Genomic DNA, 21843 nt, shown 5'->3' with positions numbered 1-21843 from the left:
GTAAAAAAGCTGTTTTTTAGTTTGTTACTCCAAATTTGGCAAGATTGATGGAAGTCAAACGAACTTAGAACGGACTTTGCGACGAACGGCAAAAGTTTGACTATGACTTTTACTCTTTTACGTCCAAAGCGCAAAAGCGCATTTGGGTTTCGAGTAACTCAAATGCGCTGTCCCAAAGCGCATTTTTTTGCATAAGATGTTTAACAACGATAAAATCATCATCATGAAGAAGGTAAGATGCCACTACCGCGCTGTACTCCGCGTTTGGGATACCTGCATGAAAAAGATTACGTAACTGTCTCACGATGGTATTACGGGCTAGGGTTGTTTTGGAGAAGCTTGTATCGTATTCTTTGAGCCTATTTCTAATTTCTTCCAGTATTTCTACCGCTTTCATTCCAATGTCGCTCCGTTTTTCAGCCCATTGTTTGCGATTATTTAAATCAAAAACATCAATGGTACGTTGCCCTTGCTCGCTTTTGGCCTTAAATCGGTAGCCTTGAAAATACAAATGCTCTTTTGGGGTGTCGTAACGAGGGTTAATGATAGGCTCATTTTTGGTGTCGTGGTCACCTTTGGCTTTGTTGCAAGCACTGCTGATGGGCAGTAAATTACTCCAATCGACAACCTCGTCGGGGTACAATGATTTTGGGTGAAAATGTTCGACTTCGGGATATTTGCCCTCTTCTAGCAATAGACATTCAGAAAATGCACATTTCTTGTGCGTCACTTCTAACAATTTATCCATGATAAATGCCTTTTTCCAAACCGCCTCACCTGTGGTTTTGAATTTTTGGGTTAATTGAATCACCAACTCGTCCGTCAATTCGTCGGGACGAGGTACATCGTTTAATCCAATCATACGGTGGCGGGGGCAATGGCTCCTAACTGCAATTTGAGAAGTTTTCGTTGGCTACTGGTAGGATGTAAAAGTCGGATGAGCTCTTCATAGGCTGCTTTAGCTCTAGGATAATCATCCGAGTCGAGACCTGCATCAAACTCATTCAAGAAGTGTAAGTATTTGTCGGACAGTGTTTTTTCTCCTAAGCCCATTAAATCCTGTAAAATCTCTTCGATGGTCCAGCCTTGGTACGTGCCAAACTCCTGACGAATATGGGTCTGACCGTTTTCCCCTTTTTCTAAAATAATCAGGTTAATATCTTCCGCCGATTGTACCACTAACGGACTATGCGCGGTGACGATAAATTGGGTATTTGGGAAAATGCCGCTTAAATGCTTAATGATTTTACGCTGCCAGTCGGGGTGTAGGTGCAAGTCTATTTCATCGACCAAAACGATGGCAGGGCCAGTGAGGGGATTATCAAGCTGAGGATAGCGTTCAAATAACTTTTTGGCCAAATCCACGACCCACGCCATGGTTGATTGATAACCGTACCCTAGTCCTGCTAACCGAACTTTACCATAATCGGTGTCAAAGAGGGCGTAGTTTTTAACGCTATTGGTTTTTTCGTCAAGTTCTGATTTTAATTCGATGGATTTGACATCGGGTAAAAGCCCACTGGTGAGCACTGTTTTCAGTTTTTCTAAAATAGCAGCTGCGTTTGCTACTCCACTTTTTGCCGCATAATCTAGCTGTAAGAGCCATATTTCTGCGTTATCAAGTTCATAATTATCATAAAAAAGACCCGTAACTTCATCTTCATAAATGTTATCTATTTCACCCCTATAAGTTTCTGACATCTTCCTAAAAGTGCCATATCCGTAAAATTTTAATTTTTCAAGTAATTTATAGTCATCATGATTTAACTCTATGCGATCAGTAATAATATTTCCTGTATCATTTTTACGATATAACCAAGGAGAGGAAAATGCCGTAAACGAATTATCCTTAGTTTGTTGAAGCGCTGACTTTACCCCAAATATTGGAGAGACTAAAGATAAATCCCACATTGCCCTGAAGTGTTTAAGAAAACCAGGGACTAGATTTAGTGTATTACGGTTGCCAACTATCCTTGTAGCACTCAACCCACTCAACAATCTCAAAATCGTTGTCTTTCCCGTATTATTATTTCCTAAAATTACATTCCACTGCTGATAACGTCCGTTAGGGCGAGTGAAGTTGATTTCATTCTCTCCTTTGAAACAGTGAAAGTCTGAAATGGTCACTTTACTTAAATAAACGCCTGCGATTTCTTGGTTCATCTTGCCTACTTGTTTTTTGTAAACTTACTCAAAAACAAGATTTATTACCAAAATATCAGCAATTTTGCATTTTAACCACCAACTTCTTAGTCGAAACTGATGAAAATTGCCATTGTAGGTTGCGGAAACATGGGAATGGCCTTTGCCAAGTCGTTTTTGCAATATGATTTAGTAAAAAAAGAAAACCTTCTTTTGATTGAAAAAAGCGCCAATCGCGCCGAAAACCTGCGAACTGAAAACACGGGCGTGGTGGTCGAAACCATCAGCGCGCACGTGGGCGAGTACGACGTCGTGATTTTGTCGGTGAAGCCGCAAGATTTCGGGATGGTGCAGGACGCCTTGCGGGAGGTACTTCAACCGCAGCAAGTGGTCTTGTCAATCATGGCGGGGATTCCGATTTCTACCATTCAAGAAACCCTAAATCACCGTTTGGTCATCAGGGCCATGCCCAATACCCCCGCCATGTTGGGAATGGGTATTACGGGCTTTTCGGCCGCGAAAGAGTTGAGTTTTGCCCAATTGCTAAAAGTTGATAATCTCATCAATGCCACGGGTCGTTCGGTGTTTTTGGAAGACGAATCGATGCTCGACGCCGTAACGGCCTTGAGCGGTAGCGGCCCTGCCTATTTCTATTATTTGGTCAAAGCGATGGTGGAAGCAGGTAAGCAAATGGGTTTTGAGGAGTCGATGGCAACCTTGTTGGTAAAACAAACCATGTTGGGGTCTTTTCACTTGATTAATAACGCCGATAAAAGCCTCGATGATTTGATTAAGGCCGTTGCTTCCAAAGGAGGAACGACCGAAGCCGCTCTTCGCGAGTTTGAAGGTGGGGGCTTGGCTCAGACGCTCCAAACGGGGATTTTGGCCGCCGAACGCCGTGCCAAAGAACTCTCAAAAGGGTAATAGGAGAGGCTGAACGCTGATTTTTAAAGAAAATAACGAGGCTTTCCAACGTTCCAGCGGTTTGGAAAGTCTTGCTTTTATAGGTTGCATAATTTCAACGAATTGTTTTCGTTTGTTTTAGTATGAAGCATTTTGTACGCATTTTAGTTGTATTGTTTTTGGTGTGGGGAGAGGGGCGTGCGCAAACCCCCTCGGCGGTTCGTTTTGTGCGTAACCAAGGTCAATGGGACGCCGACGTACGTTATCGCGCCGATATTCCAGGAGGCTATTTGCTCCTGAAAGAAAAATCGTTGATGTACGTTTTTTTTGAGGGAAATCCTCTTCGTAGTGCTCATGCTACGGGAGAGCGTTTATCCAACGCCCGCATAAGTCCGCTGGTAAACGGGCATGCGGTGGAAGTGATGTTTGACGGGGCGTCGTCGGCCATCAAAGTAAAAGAAGACCATTCAAACGCCGCCAAGTTTAACTACTTTTTGGGTAATGACCCCAGCAAGTGGGCGAAAGATGTGCCTTCGTTTGGCGAGATTGTCTATGAAGATGTCTATCCTGGCATCGACTTTAAAATGTATGCCTTCCGTCAAACCCTCAAGTATGAGTTTTTGGTGGATCCTCAGGCTGATGCCTCTAAAATTAAACTTCGTTACGAGGGTAGTAAGTCGTTGAAATTGGAGGATAATCAACTAGCGGTTGAAACTTCCATCAATACATTTCGGGAATTAAAACCTTATACCTACCAAGAAATCAACAACCGTACCCGCGAAGTAGCGGCTCATTATCAGTTAGATGGAAATCAGTTATCGTTTAATTTTCCCAAAGGATACGACCGCAGCCAAGCACTGACGATTGACCCAGAGCTGGTGTTTTCGACTTTTTCGGGTTCGTTTGCCAACAACTTTGGACACGCTGCGACTTACGACGAACAAGGAAACTTGTATTCGATTGGTACATTGCACTCAACAGGGCCTTTCCCAGCCACTGCTGGAGCTTTTCAGCGCCAAGCAACGCAGAGTGTGGATATGGGTTTGTTAAAATTTAGCCCTGATGGTACTCGTCTTCTCTATGGAACTTACATCGGGGGCACAGATACTGACGTACCTCACAGTATGATTGTGAACAACAAAGGAGAACTGGTTATTTTTGGAACAACATCATCGCAAAATTTTCCGCTGTCAGCTGGTGCCTATCAAACGCGTTTTGGCGGCGGAACGGCCGTTGAACCTGTCGGAGGATTTGGATATACCTATGGTAGCGACATTTTTGTGATGAAGCTGAGTGCCGATGGGTCAACGTTGGCAGCAAGTACGCTGGTGGGTGGAAACGGAAATGACGGAATCTGCCGCACCTTTGATTTTAACTTGATTAATTATAGCGACGAATTTAGGGGAGAAGTAGTTGTGGACGACAAAGACAACATCTATGTGGCTACTTCGACCAACTCGACCAATTTTCCGACGGTCAATCCCACCACGGCGCAGTACGGCGGTGGTCGTCAAGATGCGGTGGTGTTTAAGTTGAGTTCGGACCTCAGAACAATGCTCATGAGTACGTACTTGGGAGGAACAGCTGCGGATGGAGCATACGGCGTAAAATGGGCCCCGTCGGGTGCTTTGTACGTCGCAGGGTTGACCCGAAGCTCAAATTTGCCCGCCAAAACAACCGCATTTAAGAGCACCAAAAGCGGGGAAGAAGATGGTTTTGTGGCCAAATTTGTCAACGATAAATTGGAACAATTGACTTACCTTGGGACTGATAGCTCAGACGTGGCGTATTTGCTGGATGTGGATGCCGAAGAAAATGTCCACGTTTTCGGACTAACGCGTGGCCGTTATCCCACTACCACAGGAGTTTATAGCAATACCAATGCTGGGCAGTTTATTCATGCTTTAGATAAAACACTTTCTCGAACGATATTTTCTACTACCATTGGTTCATCCAGAGCAAGGCCAGATATTGCACCGACCGCTTTTTTGGTCAATGAATGTGGGAATATTTATTTGTCGGGTTGGGGAGGAGTCGTTAATTCACGAAATGGCTATAACCCCACCAGTAGTACCATTGGCTTGCCAACAACGCCCGATGCGTTTCGGACGACGACCACAGGAAGCAATTTTTACATTGCTATTTTAGAAAAAGGGGCAAAATCGCTGCTCTACGGTACATTTATTGGAAGTACATCATCGCCAAGTACTGACGGTGATCACGTGGATGGTGGGACGAGCCGTTTTGCCAAAAATGGCGTGATTTACCAGGCCACGTGTGTGTGTCGCCAAGCCAATTTTCCTTCTACGCCCAACGTGTGGGCGGTAAACCGTAACAGTGGAGATTGTAATAACGCAGCTTTTAAGTTTGACATTGACCGCCTCAAGGCCGATTTTGATGTTTATCAAGGTACAACCAAAAATGTGCTGTCGGGTTGTGCGCCTATGACGTTGGATTTCTTAAACACCAGTGAAGGTGGAAAGACTTATACGTGGGACGTGCAAGGAAACAACATCTCGCGTGACCCGCTGAAAGCGACTTATACTTTTAATCAACCAGGTGAATACCGCGTGACGTTGCGGGCATTTAATCCATTGGTTTGTCGTGGACAAGATGTCGTGACAAAAATTATCAAAGTAGGCGTAAGCAAAGCGGCTGCCAGTGGAGATACCACGGTTTGTAGCAACGTAGGTGTGCCACTCCAAGCAACAGGTGGATTGAAATATTCGTGGACGCCTGCGGCGGGTTTGAGCAATCCGAATATTGCTAATCCCATCGCCAAAGTAAATGCCACGACCAATTTTATCTGCACCATTACGGATTCGGCTTGTGTTGTGACGCGTACCGTAACGGTCAAAATCAACAACGATAAGCCTGACTTTGCGGCTTTTAGAGATACCACGATTTGCGTAGGACAAAGTGCCGTTTTGAGCGCCCAAGGTAGCGCCACTCGTTATCGCTGGACTCCTTCCTTGACGTTGAGTGATTCGGTCGGAACGCGGGTAACGGCCAAACCATTGGTGACAACCGTCTATACCGTGACAGGGCAATATGCCGATGGTTGTTTGCCACAAAAAACCATTACTGTTCGCATTGATAACAACAAACCTGATTTTAGAGTAACGCCCGATACGACGGTGTGTGCGGGACAAACGGCCATGTTGTTGGCGCAAGGCGCAGGGACAATTCGCTGGAAAGCTTCACCAACTTTGTCGGATACAACAACCAAAAACCCCGTTGCGAACCCTTTGCAAACTACTACCTACACCGTGACGGCCACCTATCCTGATGGCTGCAAACCAAGTAAAACGGTAACGGTAAACGTGGAAAGTGGCCCACAAAACACCAGTTTTGATGTAGCACCGACCTACGCTTGCGGAAAACCGACGATGGTGCAATACGTGAATAAAACAACGGGAGCATCGCGTTATGAGTGGGATTTTGGTAATGGAACGAAGTCGGGCGTAGCGGCACCTGCGGCCTTGGATTATACCCAAAACGGAACGTACCAAGTAACACTCAAAGCGTATTCGCCGCGCGGGTGTGCAAGTACCGTGACGCAGTCGGTGTCGGTGCTGAACTTAGACAAAATTCCGAACGTCATCACCCCCAATGGCGACGGTAAAAATGACACCTTTGTGGTAGGCGCTCCAAGTACGCGTATTGAGATTTTTAACCGTTGGGGAAAACGCGTTTTCGCCAGTGACAACTACGCTGATGATTGGGGAAAAGAAGTGCTAAACGGCACGTATTACTACCAACTCACACTGCCAGGGAATTCAATCTGTAAAGGCTGGATTCAAGTAATTGAATAGGAACGAATGACGAATTTTGAATAACGATATTGCAACAAAAAAGCGGCTTTCGGCCGCTTTTTTGTTTATTTGTGTGGTTGAGGTTGCTCACAACCTCAACGGTACTTTAGAGGTTGTGAGCAACCTCAACACGCATCTTTAGTCATCGCTACGACGACCGAGCAATAAGCTTGCGTAATATAGTAAGTTAGCTAACGCTCCCAACGCAGCTACTACGTAGGTGAGGGCAGCCCATTGGAGTGCATCTTTGGCCATTCCGTATTCGTTACGATTGACAACGCCACGTTGTTCAACCCACGCTAAGGCGCGGCGGCTTGCGTCAAATTCGACAGGAAGGGTAATCATGGCAAACAAGGTTACCCCTAAGTTGGCAGCTACCAAAACGGTTAGAATGGTGGTACTAACCAGACCTTGGTTGTAGAAAATAAACCCACCAATGAACATCATCGCCATGTTGAAAAAGTTCAGGATGTTGCTACACACCTGCACCACAGGCACCAATGCCGAACGCATCTTCAGGGGGCCATAAGCTACTTTATGTTGTACGGCGTGCCCGCATTCGTGCGCAGCCACGGCCGCCGCCGACACACTGCGTCCGTGATACACATCGGCGCTTAGGTTAACGGTTTTATCCGCGGGATTATAGTGGTCCGTAAGCATTCCTTCTACTTGCGTGATGCGCACGTCGTAGATGCCATTATCGCGAAGCATTTGTGAGGCAATTTCTGCACCACTCATGCCGTTCATTAATCCTACCTGTGAATACTCGGTAAATTTGCTTTTTAACCGCCATTGGACAATCATACCAATGACCATAAAGACAATTCCAATGAGAATTAAACCACCCATGTTTGTTTAAATTTTGCGCTGTCAATAACTATTTTTAATCTTCTCGATAAGCGAAGTCGTCGAATAACCTTTCACTAACGGAATGGTTTTCACGGCTCCTCCTCTATTAACGACAAAATCCGCACCAACGATGTTATCTACTGAATAATCGTCGCCTTTGACCAAAATATCAGGACAAATTGTCTGAATTAGCTCCAACGGCGTAGGTTCTCCGAACAAAATGACAGCATCCACAAACCCCAACGAGGCCATCAAACGGGCGCGGGCGTATTCGTTGACGACAGGGCGAAGCGGGCCTTTGATGCTGCTCACTGAGGCGTCGGTATTGAGACCAAGCACCATTCTGTCGCCTAAGTTACGGGCTTTTTCGAGATAGTCGATGTGCCCCAAATGAACGATGTCGAAACATCCGTTGGTAAATACAATTTTTTGACCTTCTGCTTGCCAAGCGCGGGCGGCTTGCGCACCTTCTTCCCAAGATAAAATTTTAGCGGCGGAGTTAAACATGAGATTGTTACGTAAAAATGACACAAAAGTTGAAATTGTAACCGAAGAATAAGTTATCCGTTATCAATCACGATTAACAGTTAACAGTTATACACATAACGTTATCCCACTGCGGTTTTTGGGCTTTTTACGAGGGTGATGATAAACGAAATTCCGCCTAGAATCAGCATCAGAATCATTTGGGTACCGTGGATGTACGTCGCGAGGGCAAGGCCATCTTCTTTTGATAATCCGTAAAGTACCAATGCGCTACTTACCAAAATATGATAAGGGCCAATACCTCCTTGCACGGGTGCCGACATTCCCAAACCACTCATGATAAGAATGGTTAGTCCTGCCAAAAGAGTAAGGTGTGATGACTCAGGCAGTACAAAAAAACATACGTACGAACTGAGCAAGTACATGGTCCAGATGAGAATGGTATGGAACAAAAACAGCCACGGATTCCGTAGTTTTCGGACGCTCAACAAACCATCAATTAGCCCTAATACAAATCCTTCGATTTTGGCAAAAAGCGAATTTTGACGCAAACGCTCGGCATTTTTTCGGTAAAACCACCACGCAGCTCCTAAAAAGCCTATTCCTAGTACCGCCAAACCTCCCAAAAGGGCTATTCGATTGCTACCACTCCCTTGGCCAATCCCCAATTTTTCGCCAAATAACTCCATGAAAAAATTGCTCAAACGCCCAAATTCGAGCACAAACGCAAGGCCAATCAAGAACAGAAGCGTCACAACGTCAAACACACGCTCGGCTACCACGGTACCAAAGCCTACGTTGACGGGTACTTTGTCGAGGCGATTGAGCGTACCGCAGCGGGTCACTTCACCTGCGCGTGGAATGAGCTGGTTGGCAAAATATCCCGTAAAAACGGCTACGGTCGAGTCGAAGGCAGATGGACGGTACCCAAGTGGTTCGAGGAGCATATTCCAACGGTAGGCACGGCTCCAAGCGGCAACGATGGTAAAAATGGTAACCAAAATGAGCCAGCTATGGTTGGCGTGTTGGAATTTTGCCCACATGGAAGCCAAGTCCATGTCTTTAAAAACGTACCACATCAACCCACCCGCTACGGCAAGCGAAAGGCAGTATTTGAGAATATTTTTCATCTGTATGTTTTTTTTAGTCCATAGTCCACGGTCGATAGTCCATAGTAGATTCGTTATTTTCTATGGACCATTAACTATGGACTATTACCTATAAAACTCTGTTATTTTCGTCGGGGAAAACGATTTTTGGTTTGAAGGTTTTGGCTTCTTCTTCGGTCATCATGCCGTACGAAATGATAATGACCACGTCGCCCACTTGGGCTTTGCGGGCAGCGGCACCATTGAGGCAAATAATGCCCGTATTGCGCTCTCCTTTAATGACATACGTAATGAGCCGTTCGCCGTTGTTGTTGTTAACTACGTGTACTTGTTCATTTTCCAAGATACCCGCCGCTTCCATGAGGGCTTCGTCGATGGTGATGCTTCCTACGTAATTGAGCTCGGCTTGCGTTACTTTAACGCGGTGGATTTTTGACTTAAAAAGGGTAACAAACATTGTTGTTTGGATTGTTTTCGCGGCAAATTTCAGTCTAAAAAACTATATTATCAATCAACCGTACTTTTCCAAGGTGGGCTGCAATACACAGCGCAGTTTGTCCTTGAGGTTGTAGCTCAGTAACATCTTGCAGACTGAAAGCATTCACAATCTCAAAATATTCTAAACGAAAAGCGGGTTGTTGGGCAAAGTGTGTTTTCATCCAACCTTTTACTTCGGCGGGGAAACGACCCTCTAAAAGGGAAGCTTTGGCGGCACTTAGCCCCGCGTAAATGTGAGGCGCAAGGGAGCGTTCGTCAGGCGTAAGGTTTCGATTGCGCGACGACATTGCTAGTCCGTCCGCTTCGCGAAGGGTGGGGCGGGGGTGGAGTTCTATTTGAAATCCTAAATCAATCATCATGCGTCGCACAACCCCCACTTGCTGCAAGTCTTTTTGGCCAAAATAGGTACGGTCGGGCTGAACGATGTTGAATAATTTCGAGACAACAACGCCCACGCCGTTGAAGTGCCCAGGGCGAAATTTGCCCTCCATAACACGTTCTAAATCGCCAAAATCGAAGGTTAAAAGGGACTTTTCGGGATACATTTCTTGAACGGACGGCGCAAAAACGGCGTCGCAACCAACGGTTTGGAGCAGTTCACAGTCAGCTTCCAAGGTACGAGGATACCGAGCAAGGTCGTCGGGGTTGTTAAACTGAATCGGGTTGACAAAAATACTGCAAACCGTCAGGTCGTTTTGGGCGTTGGATGCCTCAATGAGCGACAAATGTCCTTCGTGAAGCGCCCCCATGGTAGGGACAAATCCGACAGATTTGCCTTGTGCGCGTTGCGTACGTAAGTAGGCCCGCAAATCGGCTATGGTGGGGAAAATGAGCATTTTAGGTTTCTATTTCTTATAAATAAACCAAGCCCAAGCAATCAAAACAAATTGAATGGGTAAACGTACCAAGGCGACTTGGTGGCTACCGATGGCAGGGTTTTCTTTGAAAACATCAATAACGTGCAAAGGCAAAAATACCAGCATCATGACGAAGATGCCAAGTACGGCAAGTGGGCGAAAACGGGGTATAAACGTGCCGATTCCTACCGCAATTTCTAACAGTCCTGCCAAGTAATTAATCGTAGCTTGGGGGAGAAAATTAGGAATGAACGGAAAAAACATCGCTGGCTTTAAAAAATGACTAACGCCTGCAAAAATCATTACAGCTCCGAAGAGAAATGTTAAAACCAGCTTTGCTTTTTTCATTGACTTGTAAGTTTATTGTTAACTAAGTACTTTCAGTTATTTCGCCCGCAGAAGCCCGCTGAATAATACAAACGCAGATTTTCGCTGAAAAAGGACTTAATGAGGCTATTCATCTGCGGTTCTCAATCTGTGCTAATCTGTGGGTAAAAACGTTGAACAAATCTAACTAACGCTGTATTGTTTTGCCTATTTATTGCTCCAGAGGAGCCAAATCTTCGTAGAACGAAATGTCGGATTCTCCAAAAGCCCCATCGGGGTGACATATTTCACTTTTTCTACAAATAATCTGGACTAGCACATAGAAAGTTAATTTTTTAAAAATCCGTTGTCAACTTTCCAGTTTTTCTTGTCCGAACGCAACTCGAAATTGGCACGGTCGCCAAGTTTTAGTACCACAGGTTTGCCGCTCTTAGGGTCAAGCAGTTGCGCTCCTTGGGCGTCGATTTCTTCGATGCCATAAAACACCGACAAATCACCAAAATCTTCGACACTACTGCGGTAGCTAAAGCCCGTTGCGTCGGCATTATTGGACTCGTTGCGGTTAATGGCCACGTCAACGGTATAGCTCACCCCGTTGAGTTCCGTACGGGCGTTGCGGATGATAAGGTCGAAGTGATTTTTCTCGTTTTGCGGGATTTTTTCGTAGTCGTTCCGATTCTGACGCGTGTAGGTTCCGTCGGCGATGGCTTCAAGTGCGGTCAAAATAGCGATGAAATTCATCTTGCGTAAATACTGCTTTTCGGGGTCGTTTTTGTAGCCCCCCGACTCGATGAGTACGAGGCTAGTTCCCCATTTGGCAATGTTATCGCCGAAGGCTCGGGGCTCAAACTCGTCCGAATACCGAGCGACCTGATTGGGAATATATTTCTGTAAATCGCGGTTCATGCCCACAATGAGCTGCATGGCTCGCTCGCGGACGGAGTTGATGGTACGTTCTTCGTTGTAAGCCGTTGCCAAAAACGAAATCGCGGCTACTTCTTTGCTATTTCCTACGCTGTATCGAGGACTTTGGTCGTGGAGATTGAAGCCAACGAGTGGTTTAAGAGTTTGTTGAAGGTTTTTAAGTAGCTTCGACTCAGGGCATTGAAGACGCACAGCATCGCGGTTCATGTCGATTTCTTGGGCTGTGCGGCGCTGCCAACGTTCGACGCCGTCGGGGTTGAGCATGGGCACAAAATACAACGTACTTTTTTCCAAAAGCTTTTTACGAAGGTCGTCAAAACCATCGCCGCTGGCATTCAAGAAGTTAAAGATGTCAAGCAAAGCCATCGTCGCGGTAGCTTCATCGCCGTGCATTTGCGACCAAAGAAGCACAGGAGGCGCGCCTTTCCCGTATTTGATTTGATAAATGCCACGTCCTTCAAACGATTTTCCTGCTTCGCTTACCGCAAAATTAGGGCTCGTTTTGAGGCGTTCGATAAGCGGCACCAAGTGGCGATGCTTAAATTCGCGACGTACGTTTACGCTTTTTTCTCGAAATAAATCGTGCGCGTCGAAAAGGCGCTGAGCGAGGTTACTTTGGGCAATAATGGTTTCAGACATACAAAAAAAAGAAACCACCAATAACAGGTGTTTCATGATCTTAAAGGAGATATTGTGAAAACTCCGCGAAAGTTCAGAACTTTCGCGCAGGTTCGCAAGTATGAACGCTAAATCAGCCATCAGCCCATGAAAATGAAATTGTTAATCATCGCACTGCTGTTGATAGGGCTTGAACTCCGAAGCCAACGCCCCACCAGCTTTCTTGAACTTAAATTTGAAACGCCCAACCTCAAGTACACTCCTCTGATAGACTGGGAAAATTACCAATTTACGGCCCGCGATGTCCCCATTGATAGCCAGCATTTTTTGCGCGTGGTCGTACCCATCGAGCGCTCGCAAGTGGTGTATGTTCATTACATGGATACCACCAACCGCACCTACATCTACCGTTTTTTCTTGCCCAAAGGCGATACACTCAAAGGACAGGAAGTTAAAGGAAAGTTTGTATTTGAAGGCCAAAACAAAGCAGCGACCATCAACCGCTTTTTGTACCAGCAGGGGGTATTTGGTGGGGATTCTTTGATGCAGCGGCCGTTGATGCAAAAAGTTTCTACCGACATTTATACCAAATTAATGCAAGATTTGGCCGAGGAAGGTTGGGAGCGCTACAAGGCAACGCAAGATACCTCCGACACGGGTCAAAATGCTTTTGTAAGAGCAGCCTTAGAAGCGCAGTATTACGAGCGTACTAAGTTTTTTGTCGCCACCAAAAATTGGACGGAGGCCATGTTTGAGGAGTACCGTAGAGGGCATGAACCCTCTTTTACGTCGTCGGAGGTATATCATCCGCCGTTGCGTATTTTACCCTTTGAGGACGCGGTGCTGTCGTTGGAATACCAACAGTGTTTGTTAGAGCATATTCAAAAAGATATTACACCTCTACCAGATTTGTACGAGGTAATGACGGAGTTTTACAACGTACTCGACCGCCAATTGTCTCATTTGCCAGTTACGCGCGAAACGCTCTTAACGTCGTTGTTGCTGTGGAAAAGAGATTATCCCCGCAAATACGAGATTATCACCCGCTTTGAACGGGATTTCCCAAATTCGAAGCGTCTCAAAGAGTTGAAGTACGAGTTTTGGAAAAATCAGAAGCCTGTTTCTGGAATCTCCGTGCCTTCGTTACCCCTTTTGACGGTGGACAGCAACCAAGTTTTTTTACCAACCCTTGCCAAAACCACCCATTCGCTGCTGCTGATTTGGAATACGTGGGAAGATAGCTGCGAACTTGCGCTGACTACTTGGGCGACTTTGGCACAAAAATATACCTCTCCGCACCTCAGCTTCGCTACTGTAGGAGTTCGGAATCATTTTGATAGTTGGAAAGAAGCGCTGAAAAAAAACTGGGCTACTTCAAAAACAGGAACTCATTGGTATGCCCGTCATGCGGAGACCGAAATACTGGAAGCAATGTTTGGCGCAAAACGCCCGCTGGTAGTAGTGATGGACGCCCAAGCCAACTACATAGAGCATTTTTCGCCGTTTGAGAAAGAGCGACTGGATAGGTGGCTGAAACGGTAAATCTAAGACTCGTTTACACCTTCCCGAAAGTTCCAAACTTTCGGGAAGGTAGTTGAGGAATGGTAGCTTTATAAATTGACAATAAAATGAAAAAAACAATATATGCTTTCATTCTTTTTGTGATAGTGAGTGGTTGTGACTTGGGAATTGACACTTACGAAATACACGATGTATCAAAGAAACAAATTTTTAGACCAGAGATTAGGGAGCTATTTTTAACTGACAGAACTGACAGCTACTCCATTCATGTTGAGGGTACTTTAGACGGTGATGCCGAAATCTATGTGTTGTCACCCAATGCCGATATTCACAAACTAAGAAGTTGTACGCCCTATGATGAGACAAAAATGAAAAAGGGTAAGGTTGATGTTATTTTCAATCGTAGTGGTTCTTATAAATCTGGTGAAAAGCCCTATCTCTATTATTTACCTTGCACGGCAAAAAAAGGGTATTTAAAAGTACGGATTTCGTTTTCTGAGTACCTTAAGGGAAATGGGAAAAATACCCAGTTTTTGTAAATTTATACCTTCCCGAAAGTTCTAGAACTTTCGGGAAGGTTAATTACGCGGCAGCGTAGCCATCCATGTATTTTCGGACCGCAGGAGCTTGGAAACCAATGACGATGTCGCTTTTGGAGATACCATAGGTTTGAAGTTTTTCTGCAATACTTAGATCGGTTCCATCGTGTTGAAGCCAAACTTTGCCATCGGCTTTGACATCAATGTGAACAAACGAGGCGTATATCCATCCGCTATTTTCTTTTTCCCAGCCTACGCCAAAATAAAGGTAGTGACCATGTTCATCATCTGTGATAATTTGATTTTCTATACCACCCTCAATGCGTGGGGATAAATGGGCCACTTCTTCTATGATTCGACGAGCGACTTGTTTGTGAAAAACTAGTTTATCCATTGCTTGATATGAGGTTTTGTTTCATCAAAAATCAGCATTTTAACATCAAAAGTAGCAGCCACATCTAGAAAAAAAGGGTCATCGAAAAAACGTTGATAAAAACCATAGGGGACGGCTAAATAGAGTGTTCGTTCCAAATCTGTGTTTTTCAATGCTTTCCAATAAAGCAAAAATTACCCCAGTGCGTCTTCGAAATCGTTTAAGTCAGAGTGGCCAATAAAACTTTTAATCTCAACGGCAATTTTTTCATTTCCTTTCTGAGCAGCGATAATTTCTCTTTCTGCCCCCAGATCAATGTAACCACGTCTTCTTCCAAGCATAATTTTGAATGGGTCATGCGTCACACTCCAACCCTCATTTTGTAGCGCTTGTTTGACTAAGTCATGAAAAATATCTTTTGCTGCCATAAGTACTAAATTTACCAACGAACTTGCCCATCACCCACCACTACCCACTTCTCCGTCACGAGTTTTTCGAGGGCAAAGGGGCCACGGGCGTGGAGTTTTTGGGTAGAAATGCCGATTTCAGCGCCAAGTCCAAACACCCCTCCGTCGGTAAAACGCGTGGAAGTATTGGCATACACCGCCGCCGCATCTACTTCGGCCAAGAAACGGTCAATGAGGGATTGGTTTTGGGAAACAATAGCTTCGGAGTGGCGCGACGAATAATTTTGAATGTGCGAAAGTGCTTCGTCGAGGCCGTCAACTACTTTTACGGCTAGTTTATAATCCAAAAACTCACGCCCAAAATCTTGGGGTTGAGCGTGTTGAAGTTTTGGGTAAGAGATGCCTTCAAAAATTGGATACGATGCTTCATCGGCATATACTTCTACGTTCCACTTGATAAAATCGTCATTGAGCATGGGTAAAAACTCGGCCGCAATGGCACGGTCAACAATCACGCAGTCCATGGAGTTGCAGACCGACGGCCGCGAAACGCGCGCATTCACCACAATGTCACGGGCTTTGGCCAAATCGGCGGTAGCCTCAATGTAGCCATGACAAACTCCTGCTCCTGTTTCAATGGTTGGGATGAGTGAATTTTTCCGTACAAACTGAATCAACGACTCCGAACCGCGTGGAATGATAATATCGACATAGCGAGTGGCGGTGAGCAATTCGGTCACAAACTGACGGTCGGTAGGAAGCAGCATCACGGCGTTGGTGTCCACTCCTGCTTCTTGCAGCGCTTGGTGAATCAACCCTACCAAACAGCGGTTAGAAAAATCGGCTTCTTTGCCGCCCTTCAATACACAGGCATTGCCCGAACGCAAACACAACGAGGCCACGTCCACCGTCACGTTGGGGCGTGATTCGTAGATGGCGCCAACGACGCCAAGGGGAACCGCAATTTTTTTCAATTTAAGCCCTTGTTCAATCTCTCGTTCCAACAACACCTGCCCCGACGGGTCGGGCAACAGCGCTACGTCGCGAAGGCTGTCGGCTAATCCCTGAATCCGCTTTTCGTTCAAAAACAAACGGTCTTTTTTAGGGTCGCCATCGGGCATTCGCTCCATGTCTTTCTGGTTTTCGGCCATAATCAGCGCTTGGTGCGCTAGCAGCAAATCGGCGAGGCGATTGAGCAAGGCCGTTTTTTGCTCGCTAGTCAAGCGACGCACTTGCGCAGCGGCTTGTTGCGTGGCTTGAAGTTGGGGTACGATGGTAGTTGTCATAATGAATAAATTGAGCCGCAAAGATAGCAACTTTGAGGGGTTATCGGCTCAAATTTATGCCCAACCAGTACGCTTTTGCGTTGTTTTGCCAAAGTCCTGTGGGCGCAGGTGCGTATTGATAAGCAACTCCCATGCCCGTACCCAGAAAAATGCTTCGAATCGGAATTCGCAAAAGGTCTCGCACTTCTAAGCCTGCTTCGGCGTGGAAAGGATTGGATTGGTAGTTCCACGAAAACGAATGTTTTTCGGGCGTTCGTAAGCCCCCGACCAATACATTGTTATAGACCAATAACCGAGGTTGGCTGTATTTATTTTTGAGGCGAAGCAAAGTGCGGCTAAAATCGTGGCTGTAATACAAGGCCGCGTATCGGTCAGCAATAAACGCATACGAAGGCAAGGTACGGAAAGTAGCCAGTGGAAAACTCGACGCATTGAGTCCCGAAATATTGACCAGTCCCGTACTTCCCAGCGACCCAAACAAGTAAGGATAAGGTAAATTACCACTGGTGTAGCCACCCGCCAGTTTTACGTTACTAAACCCAAGGCGTTTAGTTCTGAATTGAAAATAAAGCTGCATCGCCAATCGCCAATAGTCAAACTGACTTCCCAAGGCGGGCAGCCCTTTAGAAACCTGAACGTTGATAATGGGAAAATAACGATTCACCACCGACTCCATGCGACCCGTGCGATAGACGGCTTCCCGAAAAGCAAAACGCCAGTCGAGGGTAAGTTCGGTGATTTCAAAAGTGTTGTTGTCCTGATAAAAATACCGATAACTGGGTGTCCGCTGTTCGTGATGGAGGTCTAACCGAAACCAATTCCACGGGAAAGGCTTAAAATGCAGCGATACACCGTACCGCTGGTAGTAGTCGGCCTGAAAAGGAATGGAGTCTTTTTGGGAGAAAAAAGGGAGCGACGGTTTGGGGTCGATGAGGTAATTGGGCCCTAAAAACTCGGTGGTACCTGGTTGGACAAGGTCGCGTTGGTGATACACGCTAAGTCGGTTGTAACGGTCGCGGGTGATGTGCCAACTAGCTAATGCTTTGTATTTCCAACGGTGGTCTTTCAATCCGTAGCCAGCATATCCGTATAGCCGAAACCTCGGGCGGTTGCCTTGGTTATTTTGAAGGCCTACCCCAAGTCGTAAAAACTCCGCCGAATTACCCATCAATAAATCACTGGGCTGAAACTCAATAGGGCCTATTTCGAAGACATTGGACAGAAGGCTGCCTAAAATATGCCCATACGTAGAGTCGAGGCGGCTTGCTAGTCCATTGGGTTTTTTGAAATTAAAGTACATTTTCCGTTCCCAATCGGCCAGCGTATCGGGGCGGAGGGCTTTAAACGTCTCGTACGTATGGCGCGTAGCGGAAGGACGCATGGCGCGTTGGACTTCGTCAAACAGTTGGTCATCAAGCGGAATGTTCAGTGCTACGTCGTGGAGTTGCGTCGTAAACTTCACCTGAAAAGCCCCTGTGTACCCGCTGGACGAATACCCTGCCAAAAGCCGCGTGGTAGCGGTTTGTGGAAACCAACGTCCCGAAATCCGTTGGTAGCGTTGTTGGATTCGAAAGCCAAAATTTTGCAAGGTATCAACGGGCGCGACGTTGATGTATTCAAGGGCATAGCCGTCGGTGTTGATGTGCATCACGCCTTTTAAAGCATCAAAATTGGTTTTGGGGTAGGGGCGAAAACTAATGATGAACGTACTGTCCCGTTCGTGAGAGAGGGTGTCTTCAAGTGTAAAATCGTATTGGGAGAATGTTTTGGAATTGAGCGGATTGACATAAAACCGCTTGAGGAGGGGAAAGTTGTAGAGTTCGGAATAGAAATCAATTTTGTGCAAATCGAGCGGAAGGTAGTTGAGCATCTGACTGTACACCTGCGCGATGTTATTGACCGATGCCACGACCGTCTCCTTGTTTTTATTAGGTTTTTTGTGAATCAGTTCGCTGATATTTTCTACGATGTAGATGGGCGCCGTTATTTTTTTAGAACCAATAACCTTCTTGGTCGAATCTTTCAATACTCGATTGACGCTATCGACCACGACCAAGATTTTGGTGTAAGCACTTGCTTTGTAGGTATCAAGTTGATTGGGGTCGTTTTGGGGGCGATTGGCTAATGCTTTTCGGATAATGGCCCACGCAGGATTTTCCCCAGGACGCACACGAACTTCGGCCAACTCATTGACTTTTTGACGGAGTTTGATGGTAAGATTTGTGCCTTTGGGAGCAATTTGAAGCGTTTCATAGCCAATCATGCTCACTAGCAAGGTATCGGAAGGCGATTTGAGTCGTAGCAAAAACCGACCTTCCATGTCGGTGAGGGCACCTGAGGTTTGGCCTTTGAGGCGTACACTGGCCAGAGGGAGGGGAGTATTGTCTTTGGCGTCAATGACAATGCCTTTGATTCGGATTTCTTGAGCAATTACAATTTGGCATACAAAGAAAAAAAGTAACAGCTGTTTTATCATGGCCAAAAGAAGATTTTCTACTAAACGTTTCAAGGGGAAATAGATTTTAATCACGTCCTACGAAATATTTCGTATAAAAAATTTGGTAATACGAAACGCTTCGTATATGTTTGCTACGAAATTATTCGTACTTAGACCATGAAACCAACAGACTCCGAACTTGAAATCTTACAAGTGCTTTGGCAAGAAGGCCCTTGTACTGTGCGGCAGGTCAATGAGCGTTTGACCGAAAACCGCGACGTGGGTTACACCACCACCCTAAAACTAATGCAAATCATGTACGAAAAAGGGCTACTGACGCGGATGGAAGATGCCCGTTCGCACGTATATGAAGCCAACGTGAGCGAAGAAGAAACCCAAGCCACGCTGCTTGAGCGATTTGTGGGTACGGCCTTTCGGGGGTCGGCCAGCAAGCTGGTCATGCAAGCCCTTGGTTCGCACAAAACCACCCCTGCTGAACTGGATGAAATTCGTAAACTCTTAGACCAAATCGAACAACAGCCATGAAAACGACGACTTTTTTCTCCGAACCCATCACCTCGGCTTTGGGATGGACATTGCTTCACTCTCTTTGGCAAGGGGGAGTGGTAGTACTCTTTGCCGCAGTTGCACTGTTTGCGTTGCGTAAACGCTCAAGCGTTGCGCGGTACTGGGTAGGTATCAGCGGCTTGGTCGCCCAAGTGCTTGCTTCGGTAGTGACCTTTGTGCTTTATTATCAGCCAGTAAGCGCCGTTGCTACGTCTTCATTGACAACGCTTCAAACGCAACGTTACTGGGCCTCGGGTATGACCTATGCCAAAGTGGCCTTGCCCTGGTACAAAGAAGTGCTTTTGTTTCTCCAACTTCATTTGGACACCATCGTGCTATTTTGGGGCATTGGTGCTTCGGTACTATTGGTGCGTTTGGTGGGCAGTTGGGTATATGTGCAACAACTCAAAGCCGAAGGCATTCAACTGACCGAACCTAGCGTACAGTCGTTGTTTCGTCGGGTGTTGGGTACGCTGCGTATTCGTCAAAACGTACATTTGTTTGAGTCGGTGCGCGTAACTACGCCTATGGTGATTGGATTTGTAAAACCCGTCGTGCTTTTGCCCGTTGGTTTGGTTACGGGTTTGAGCCCCAAACAAATTGAGGCAGTTTTGGCCCACGAACTAGCCCACGTGAAGCGTTACGATTATTTGGTGAACTTACTCCAATCGTTGGTAGAAGTGGTGTATTTCTTTCATCCAGCCTTGTGGTGGTTGTCGGGGCGCGTACGTCAAGAGCGAGAACACTGCTGCGACGATATTGCCGTAGCCGTTTGTGGCGACAAGATGGCTATGGCCAAAGCCTTGGCCGAAGTCGCCGCTTACCGTTCCACCCCCGCGTTAGCAATGGCGTTTGCCAACAAAAAAGGAGCGATGCTGCACCGCGTCAAAAGAGTATTGGGCGTGACTGAAAAGCCGCAGCAACGGTTAAACGCGAGCGGTTTATTGTTGGTTTTACTCTTGGTAGTAGGCGTTTCTGTGTATGCTTTTCAGCCACAGGATAAACCCAAAAAAGACGCTAAACTTAGGAATACCAGCCACACCTTAAAAGACATGCAATTTGTAATGGATGAGCAAGGAAAACTGACCAAAGTAAAATGGAAAAATCGGTTTTTGTCGTCAAAGCAAGTGGCAGAGCTACAACGCCTAAAAGAACAATTGGCAGAGGGAACGGTAGCGCTCAGCGATATTAAACAGGCTGATTTTAAGGCTATATTATCTCGCATTACGGAGGTTGAAGATGGATTGTCAACGGGTTTATCTGCTTTGGGCAACATTGCGCTGGACAACATAGAGATTATGGAAGCAGTAGAAGATGTGATTGAGCCTATTGAAGCATTGGCAGAAGTTGAAATAGCAGATTCCATTCTAGTCAATGGAAAATGGGTAGAGGTAGGTAGTGCATTTGAAGCCAAAATAGACGAGGCAAAAATGGCGTATTACCACCGCCAAATCGACAGCCTTCACCGATTGATGGAGCCTCAGATGCAGAAAATGAACGAATTGCGCCTAAAGATGGAGCAGTACGAGTTTCAGGTGAATGAGGTGGAGCGTAAGCGAGAAGTGCTCGAATGGAAAAAGAACAAAGCTTCCAACGAACGTAGCCAAATTTTGGACAAACGTAGTCAGTTGCTTCACCAAGAAAATGCGGCCAAAAAGCTGTCAGACGACCAGATTGAAAAGGCATTGGCGCAGTACGAAGAGCAGGTGAAACAATTTGAAAGCCAGATGCAACAGTTCAACAAGCAGATGGCCGAATTGTCGGAGCAAGAAAAGGCCGCCCGCAAGCCCATCGAGGAATTGGAAGAACAACAACGTAAGCTGGAGGCCGTAAACGAGAAGTTTTCGCAGGAAATGGAACGGTACTCAGATGAGTTGAATAATTTATTCCCACCTCCGCCTCCACCGCCAGTTGAGTTTCGAGCGAAAGCGGCCCGCACTCCTCGCGCTCCACGGGCAGTTCGTACGCCAGCATCTGCGGTGAAAGCTGTGGCAGCTCCCAAAGCGGTAGGAACGCCACCTCCGCCACCACCACCCGCCAAAAAGAAGAAGTAATTGGCCTTAAAAACACCCTTGAAAGCGCTCGGTTTGTTGCCGAGCGCTTTCTTTGTAAGAGGATATTTGATAAAAACCCTAGTTTATTTTTGGGAGGCTGTTAAAAATGCGTTTATTTTGCTCACTTACTA

The 21843-nt window shown here is 46.1% G+C and carries 18 protein-coding genes and 1 pseudogene; 6 read left to right on the top strand and 13 right to left on the bottom strand.

The features are described from left to right. Nucleotides 1–109: 109 nt before the first annotated feature. Nucleotides 110–862, bottom strand: coding sequence for a hypothetical protein (locus DTQ70_RS19590; RefSeq protein WP_122932376.1), 753 nt, complete (start codon nt 860–862; stop codon nt 110–112). Then, nucleotides 859–2163 (bottom strand): AAA family ATPase, encoded by a 1305-nt coding sequence (locus DTQ70_RS19585; RefSeq protein ID WP_122932375.1) that lies wholly within the window; start codon nt 2161–2163, stop codon nt 859–861. Before DTQ70_RS19585 ends, DTQ70_RS19590 begins: the two co-directional genes overlap by 4 nt. A gap of 99 nt (nt 2164–2262) precedes the next feature. Here DTQ70_RS19585 and proC point away from each other — a divergent pair, with 99 nt between their 5' ends. Together proC and DTQ70_RS19575 are read left to right on the top strand one after the other, a co-directional pair. Further along, entirely contained in the window at nt 2263–3066 is an 804-nt protein-coding gene (gene proC / locus DTQ70_RS19580) for a pyrroline-5-carboxylate reductase (protein WP_122932374.1), read from the top strand. A gap of 122 nt (nt 3067–3188) precedes the next feature. Beyond that, on the top strand, nt 3189–6860 hold the full coding sequence (locus DTQ70_RS19575) for a gliding motility-associated C-terminal domain-containing protein (protein WP_122932373.1): 3672 nt from the start codon (nt 3189–3191) through the stop codon (nt 6858–6860). Between the two features lie 138 nt (nt 6861–6998). Here the strand turns inward: DTQ70_RS19575 and DTQ70_RS19570 are convergent, their stop codons facing one another. The 7 genes from DTQ70_RS19570 to DTQ70_RS19540 form a co-directional block, all read right to left on the bottom strand. Next, complete coding sequence (locus tag DTQ70_RS19570; RefSeq protein ID WP_122932372.1) at nt 6999–7709, bottom strand: zinc metallopeptidase; 711 nt, start codon at nt 7707–7709, stop codon at nt 6999–7001. 21 nt (nt 7710–7730) lie between these two features. After that, nucleotides 7731–8216 (bottom strand): D-glycero-beta-D-manno-heptose 1-phosphate adenylyltransferase, encoded by a 486-nt coding sequence (gene rfaE2, locus DTQ70_RS19565; RefSeq protein ID WP_028524072.1) that lies wholly within the window; start codon nt 8214–8216, stop codon nt 7731–7733. A gap of 101 nt (nt 8217–8317) precedes the next feature. Continuing rightward, on the bottom strand, nt 8318–9325 hold the full coding sequence (locus DTQ70_RS19560; protein WP_122932371.1) for a lysylphosphatidylglycerol synthase transmembrane domain-containing protein: 1008 nt from the start codon (nt 9323–9325) through the stop codon (nt 8318–8320). Between the two features lie 88 nt (nt 9326–9413). Further along, on the bottom strand, nt 9414–9761 hold the full coding sequence (gene panD / locus DTQ70_RS19555; RefSeq protein WP_122932370.1) for an aspartate 1-decarboxylase: 348 nt from the start codon (nt 9759–9761) through the stop codon (nt 9414–9416). 34 nt (nt 9762–9795) lie between these two features. Then, the gene (panC, locus tag DTQ70_RS19550) at nt 9796–10638 is read right to left on the bottom strand and encodes a pantoate--beta-alanine ligase (RefSeq protein WP_122932369.1); all 843 of its coding nucleotides are present in this window, start codon (nt 10636–10638) and stop codon (nt 9796–9798) included. Between the two features lie 9 nt (nt 10639–10647). Further along, nucleotides 10648–11007 (bottom strand): MauE/DoxX family redox-associated membrane protein, encoded by a 360-nt coding sequence (locus tag DTQ70_RS19545; protein WP_122932368.1) that lies wholly within the window; start codon nt 11005–11007, stop codon nt 10648–10650. Nucleotides 11008–11313: 306 nt separating this feature from the next. Beyond that, complete coding sequence (locus DTQ70_RS19540; protein WP_122934483.1) at nt 11314–12585, bottom strand: M14 family zinc carboxypeptidase; 1272 nt, start codon at nt 12583–12585, stop codon at nt 11314–11316. 96 nt (nt 12586–12681) lie between these two features. On the opposite strand from DTQ70_RS19540, the gene DTQ70_RS19535 reads away from it, so the two are divergent. Both DTQ70_RS19535 and DTQ70_RS19530 read left to right on the top strand, forming a co-directional pair. Continuing rightward, nucleotides 12682–14070 carry a hypothetical protein gene (locus DTQ70_RS19535; protein ID WP_164490120.1) on the top strand — a complete coding sequence of 463 codons (1389 nt, stop codon included), beginning with the start codon at nt 12682–12684 and terminating at the stop codon, nt 14068–14070. An 86-nt stretch (nt 14071–14156) separates the two neighbouring features. Next, the gene (locus DTQ70_RS19530) at nt 14157–14588 is read left to right on the top strand and encodes a hypothetical protein (RefSeq protein ID WP_122932366.1); all 432 of its coding nucleotides are present in this window, start codon (nt 14157–14159) and stop codon (nt 14586–14588) included. Between the two features lie 43 nt (nt 14589–14631). Here the strand turns inward: DTQ70_RS19530 and DTQ70_RS19525 are convergent, their stop codons facing one another. The 4 genes and pseudogenes from DTQ70_RS19525 to DTQ70_RS19510 form a co-directional block, all read right to left on the bottom strand. Next, a complete protein-coding gene (locus DTQ70_RS19525) occupies nt 14632–14982 on the bottom strand; it encodes a XisI protein (RefSeq protein WP_122932365.1) in 351 nt (116 codons plus the stop codon). After that, nucleotides 14970–15389 (bottom strand): annotated as a pseudogene (locus DTQ70_RS31125) (element excision factor XisH family protein). Before DTQ70_RS31125 ends, DTQ70_RS19525 begins: the two are co-directional and overlap by 13 nt. 11 nt (nt 15390–15400) lie before the next feature. After that, nucleotides 15401–16654: a glutamate-5-semialdehyde dehydrogenase gene (locus DTQ70_RS19515; protein ID WP_122932364.1), complete on the bottom strand. Its 1254-nt coding sequence runs from the start codon at nt 16652–16654 to the stop codon at nt 15401–15403. 40 nt (nt 16655–16694) lie between these two features. Beyond that, nucleotides 16695–19163 (bottom strand): DUF5686 and carboxypeptidase-like regulatory domain-containing protein, encoded by a 2469-nt coding sequence (locus DTQ70_RS19510; RefSeq protein WP_164490119.1) that lies wholly within the window; start codon nt 19161–19163, stop codon nt 16695–16697. Between the two features lie 105 nt (nt 19164–19268). Between DTQ70_RS19510 and DTQ70_RS19505 the strand changes: the two genes are divergently transcribed. After that, on the top strand, nt 19269–19637 hold the full coding sequence (locus DTQ70_RS19505) for a BlaI/MecI/CopY family transcriptional regulator (protein ID WP_122932362.1): 369 nt from the start codon (nt 19269–19271) through the stop codon (nt 19635–19637). Next, complete coding sequence (locus DTQ70_RS19500; RefSeq protein WP_122932361.1) at nt 19634–21712, top strand: M56 family metallopeptidase; 2079 nt, start codon at nt 19634–19636, stop codon at nt 21710–21712. Before DTQ70_RS19505 ends, DTQ70_RS19500 begins: the two co-directional genes overlap by 4 nt. Nucleotides 21713–21843: the final 131 nt, after the last annotated feature.

The sequence above is a fragment of the Runella sp. SP2 genome, from assembly GCF_003711225.1.
In the GTDB taxonomy this organism is placed as follows: Bacteria; Bacteroidota; Bacteroidia; order Cytophagales; family Spirosomataceae; genus Runella.
This window is presented reverse-complemented; position numbering and strand designations above follow the sequence as displayed.

What these genes read in the sequence shown, in the direction of transcription:
- DTQ70_RS19590 (WP_122932376.1), bottom strand. Translation starts at nt 862, where the DNA reads ATGATTGGATTAAACGATGTACCTCGTCCCGACGAATTGACGGACGAG.
- DTQ70_RS19585 (WP_122932375.1), bottom strand. Translation starts at nt 2,163, where the DNA reads ATGAACCAAGAAATCGCAGGCGTTTATTTAAGTAAAGTGACCATTTCA.
- proC (WP_122932374.1), top strand. Translation starts at nt 2,263, where the DNA reads ATGAAAATTGCCATTGTAGGTTGCGGAAACATGGGAATGGCCTTTGCC.
- DTQ70_RS19575 (WP_122932373.1), top strand. Translation starts at nt 3,189, where the DNA reads ATGAAGCATTTTGTACGCATTTTAGTTGTATTGTTTTTGGTGTGGGGA.
- DTQ70_RS19570 (WP_122932372.1), bottom strand. Translation starts at nt 7,709, where the DNA reads ATGGGTGGTTTAATTCTCATTGGAATTGTCTTTATGGTCATTGGTATG.
- rfaE2 (WP_028524072.1), bottom strand. Translation starts at nt 8,216, where the DNA reads ATGTTTAACTCCGCCGCTAAAATTTTATCTTGGGAAGAAGGTGCGCAA.
- DTQ70_RS19560 (WP_122932371.1), bottom strand. Translation starts at nt 9,325, where the DNA reads ATGAAAAATATTCTCAAATACTGCCTTTCGCTTGCCGTAGCGGGTGGG.
- panD (WP_122932370.1), bottom strand. Translation starts at nt 9,761, where the DNA reads ATGTTTGTTACCCTTTTTAAGTCAAAAATCCACCGCGTTAAAGTAACG.
- panC (WP_122932369.1), bottom strand. Translation starts at nt 10,638, where the DNA reads ATGCTCATTTTCCCCACCATAGCCGATTTGCGGGCCTACTTACGTACG.
- DTQ70_RS19545 (WP_122932368.1), bottom strand. Translation starts at nt 11,007, where the DNA reads ATGAAAAAAGCAAAGCTGGTTTTAACATTTCTCTTCGGAGCTGTAATG.
- DTQ70_RS19540 (WP_122934483.1), bottom strand. Translation starts at nt 12,585, where the DNA reads ATGAAACACCTGTTATTGGTGGTTTCTTTTTTTTGTATGTCTGAAACC.
- DTQ70_RS19535 (WP_164490120.1), top strand. Translation starts at nt 12,682, where the DNA reads ATGAAATTGTTAATCATCGCACTGCTGTTGATAGGGCTTGAACTCCGA.
- DTQ70_RS19530 (WP_122932366.1), top strand. Translation starts at nt 14,157, where the DNA reads ATGAAAAAAACAATATATGCTTTCATTCTTTTTGTGATAGTGAGTGGT.
- DTQ70_RS19525 (WP_122932365.1), bottom strand. Translation starts at nt 14,982, where the DNA reads ATGGATAAACTAGTTTTTCACAAACAAGTCGCTCGTCGAATCATAGAA.
- DTQ70_RS19515 (WP_122932364.1), bottom strand. Translation starts at nt 16,654, where the DNA reads ATGACAACTACCATCGTACCCCAACTTCAAGCCACGCAACAAGCCGCT.
- DTQ70_RS19505 (WP_122932362.1), top strand. Translation starts at nt 19,269, where the DNA reads ATGAAACCAACAGACTCCGAACTTGAAATCTTACAAGTGCTTTGGCAA.
- DTQ70_RS19500 (WP_122932361.1), top strand. Translation starts at nt 19,634, where the DNA reads ATGAAAACGACGACTTTTTTCTCCGAACCCATCACCTCGGCTTTGGGA.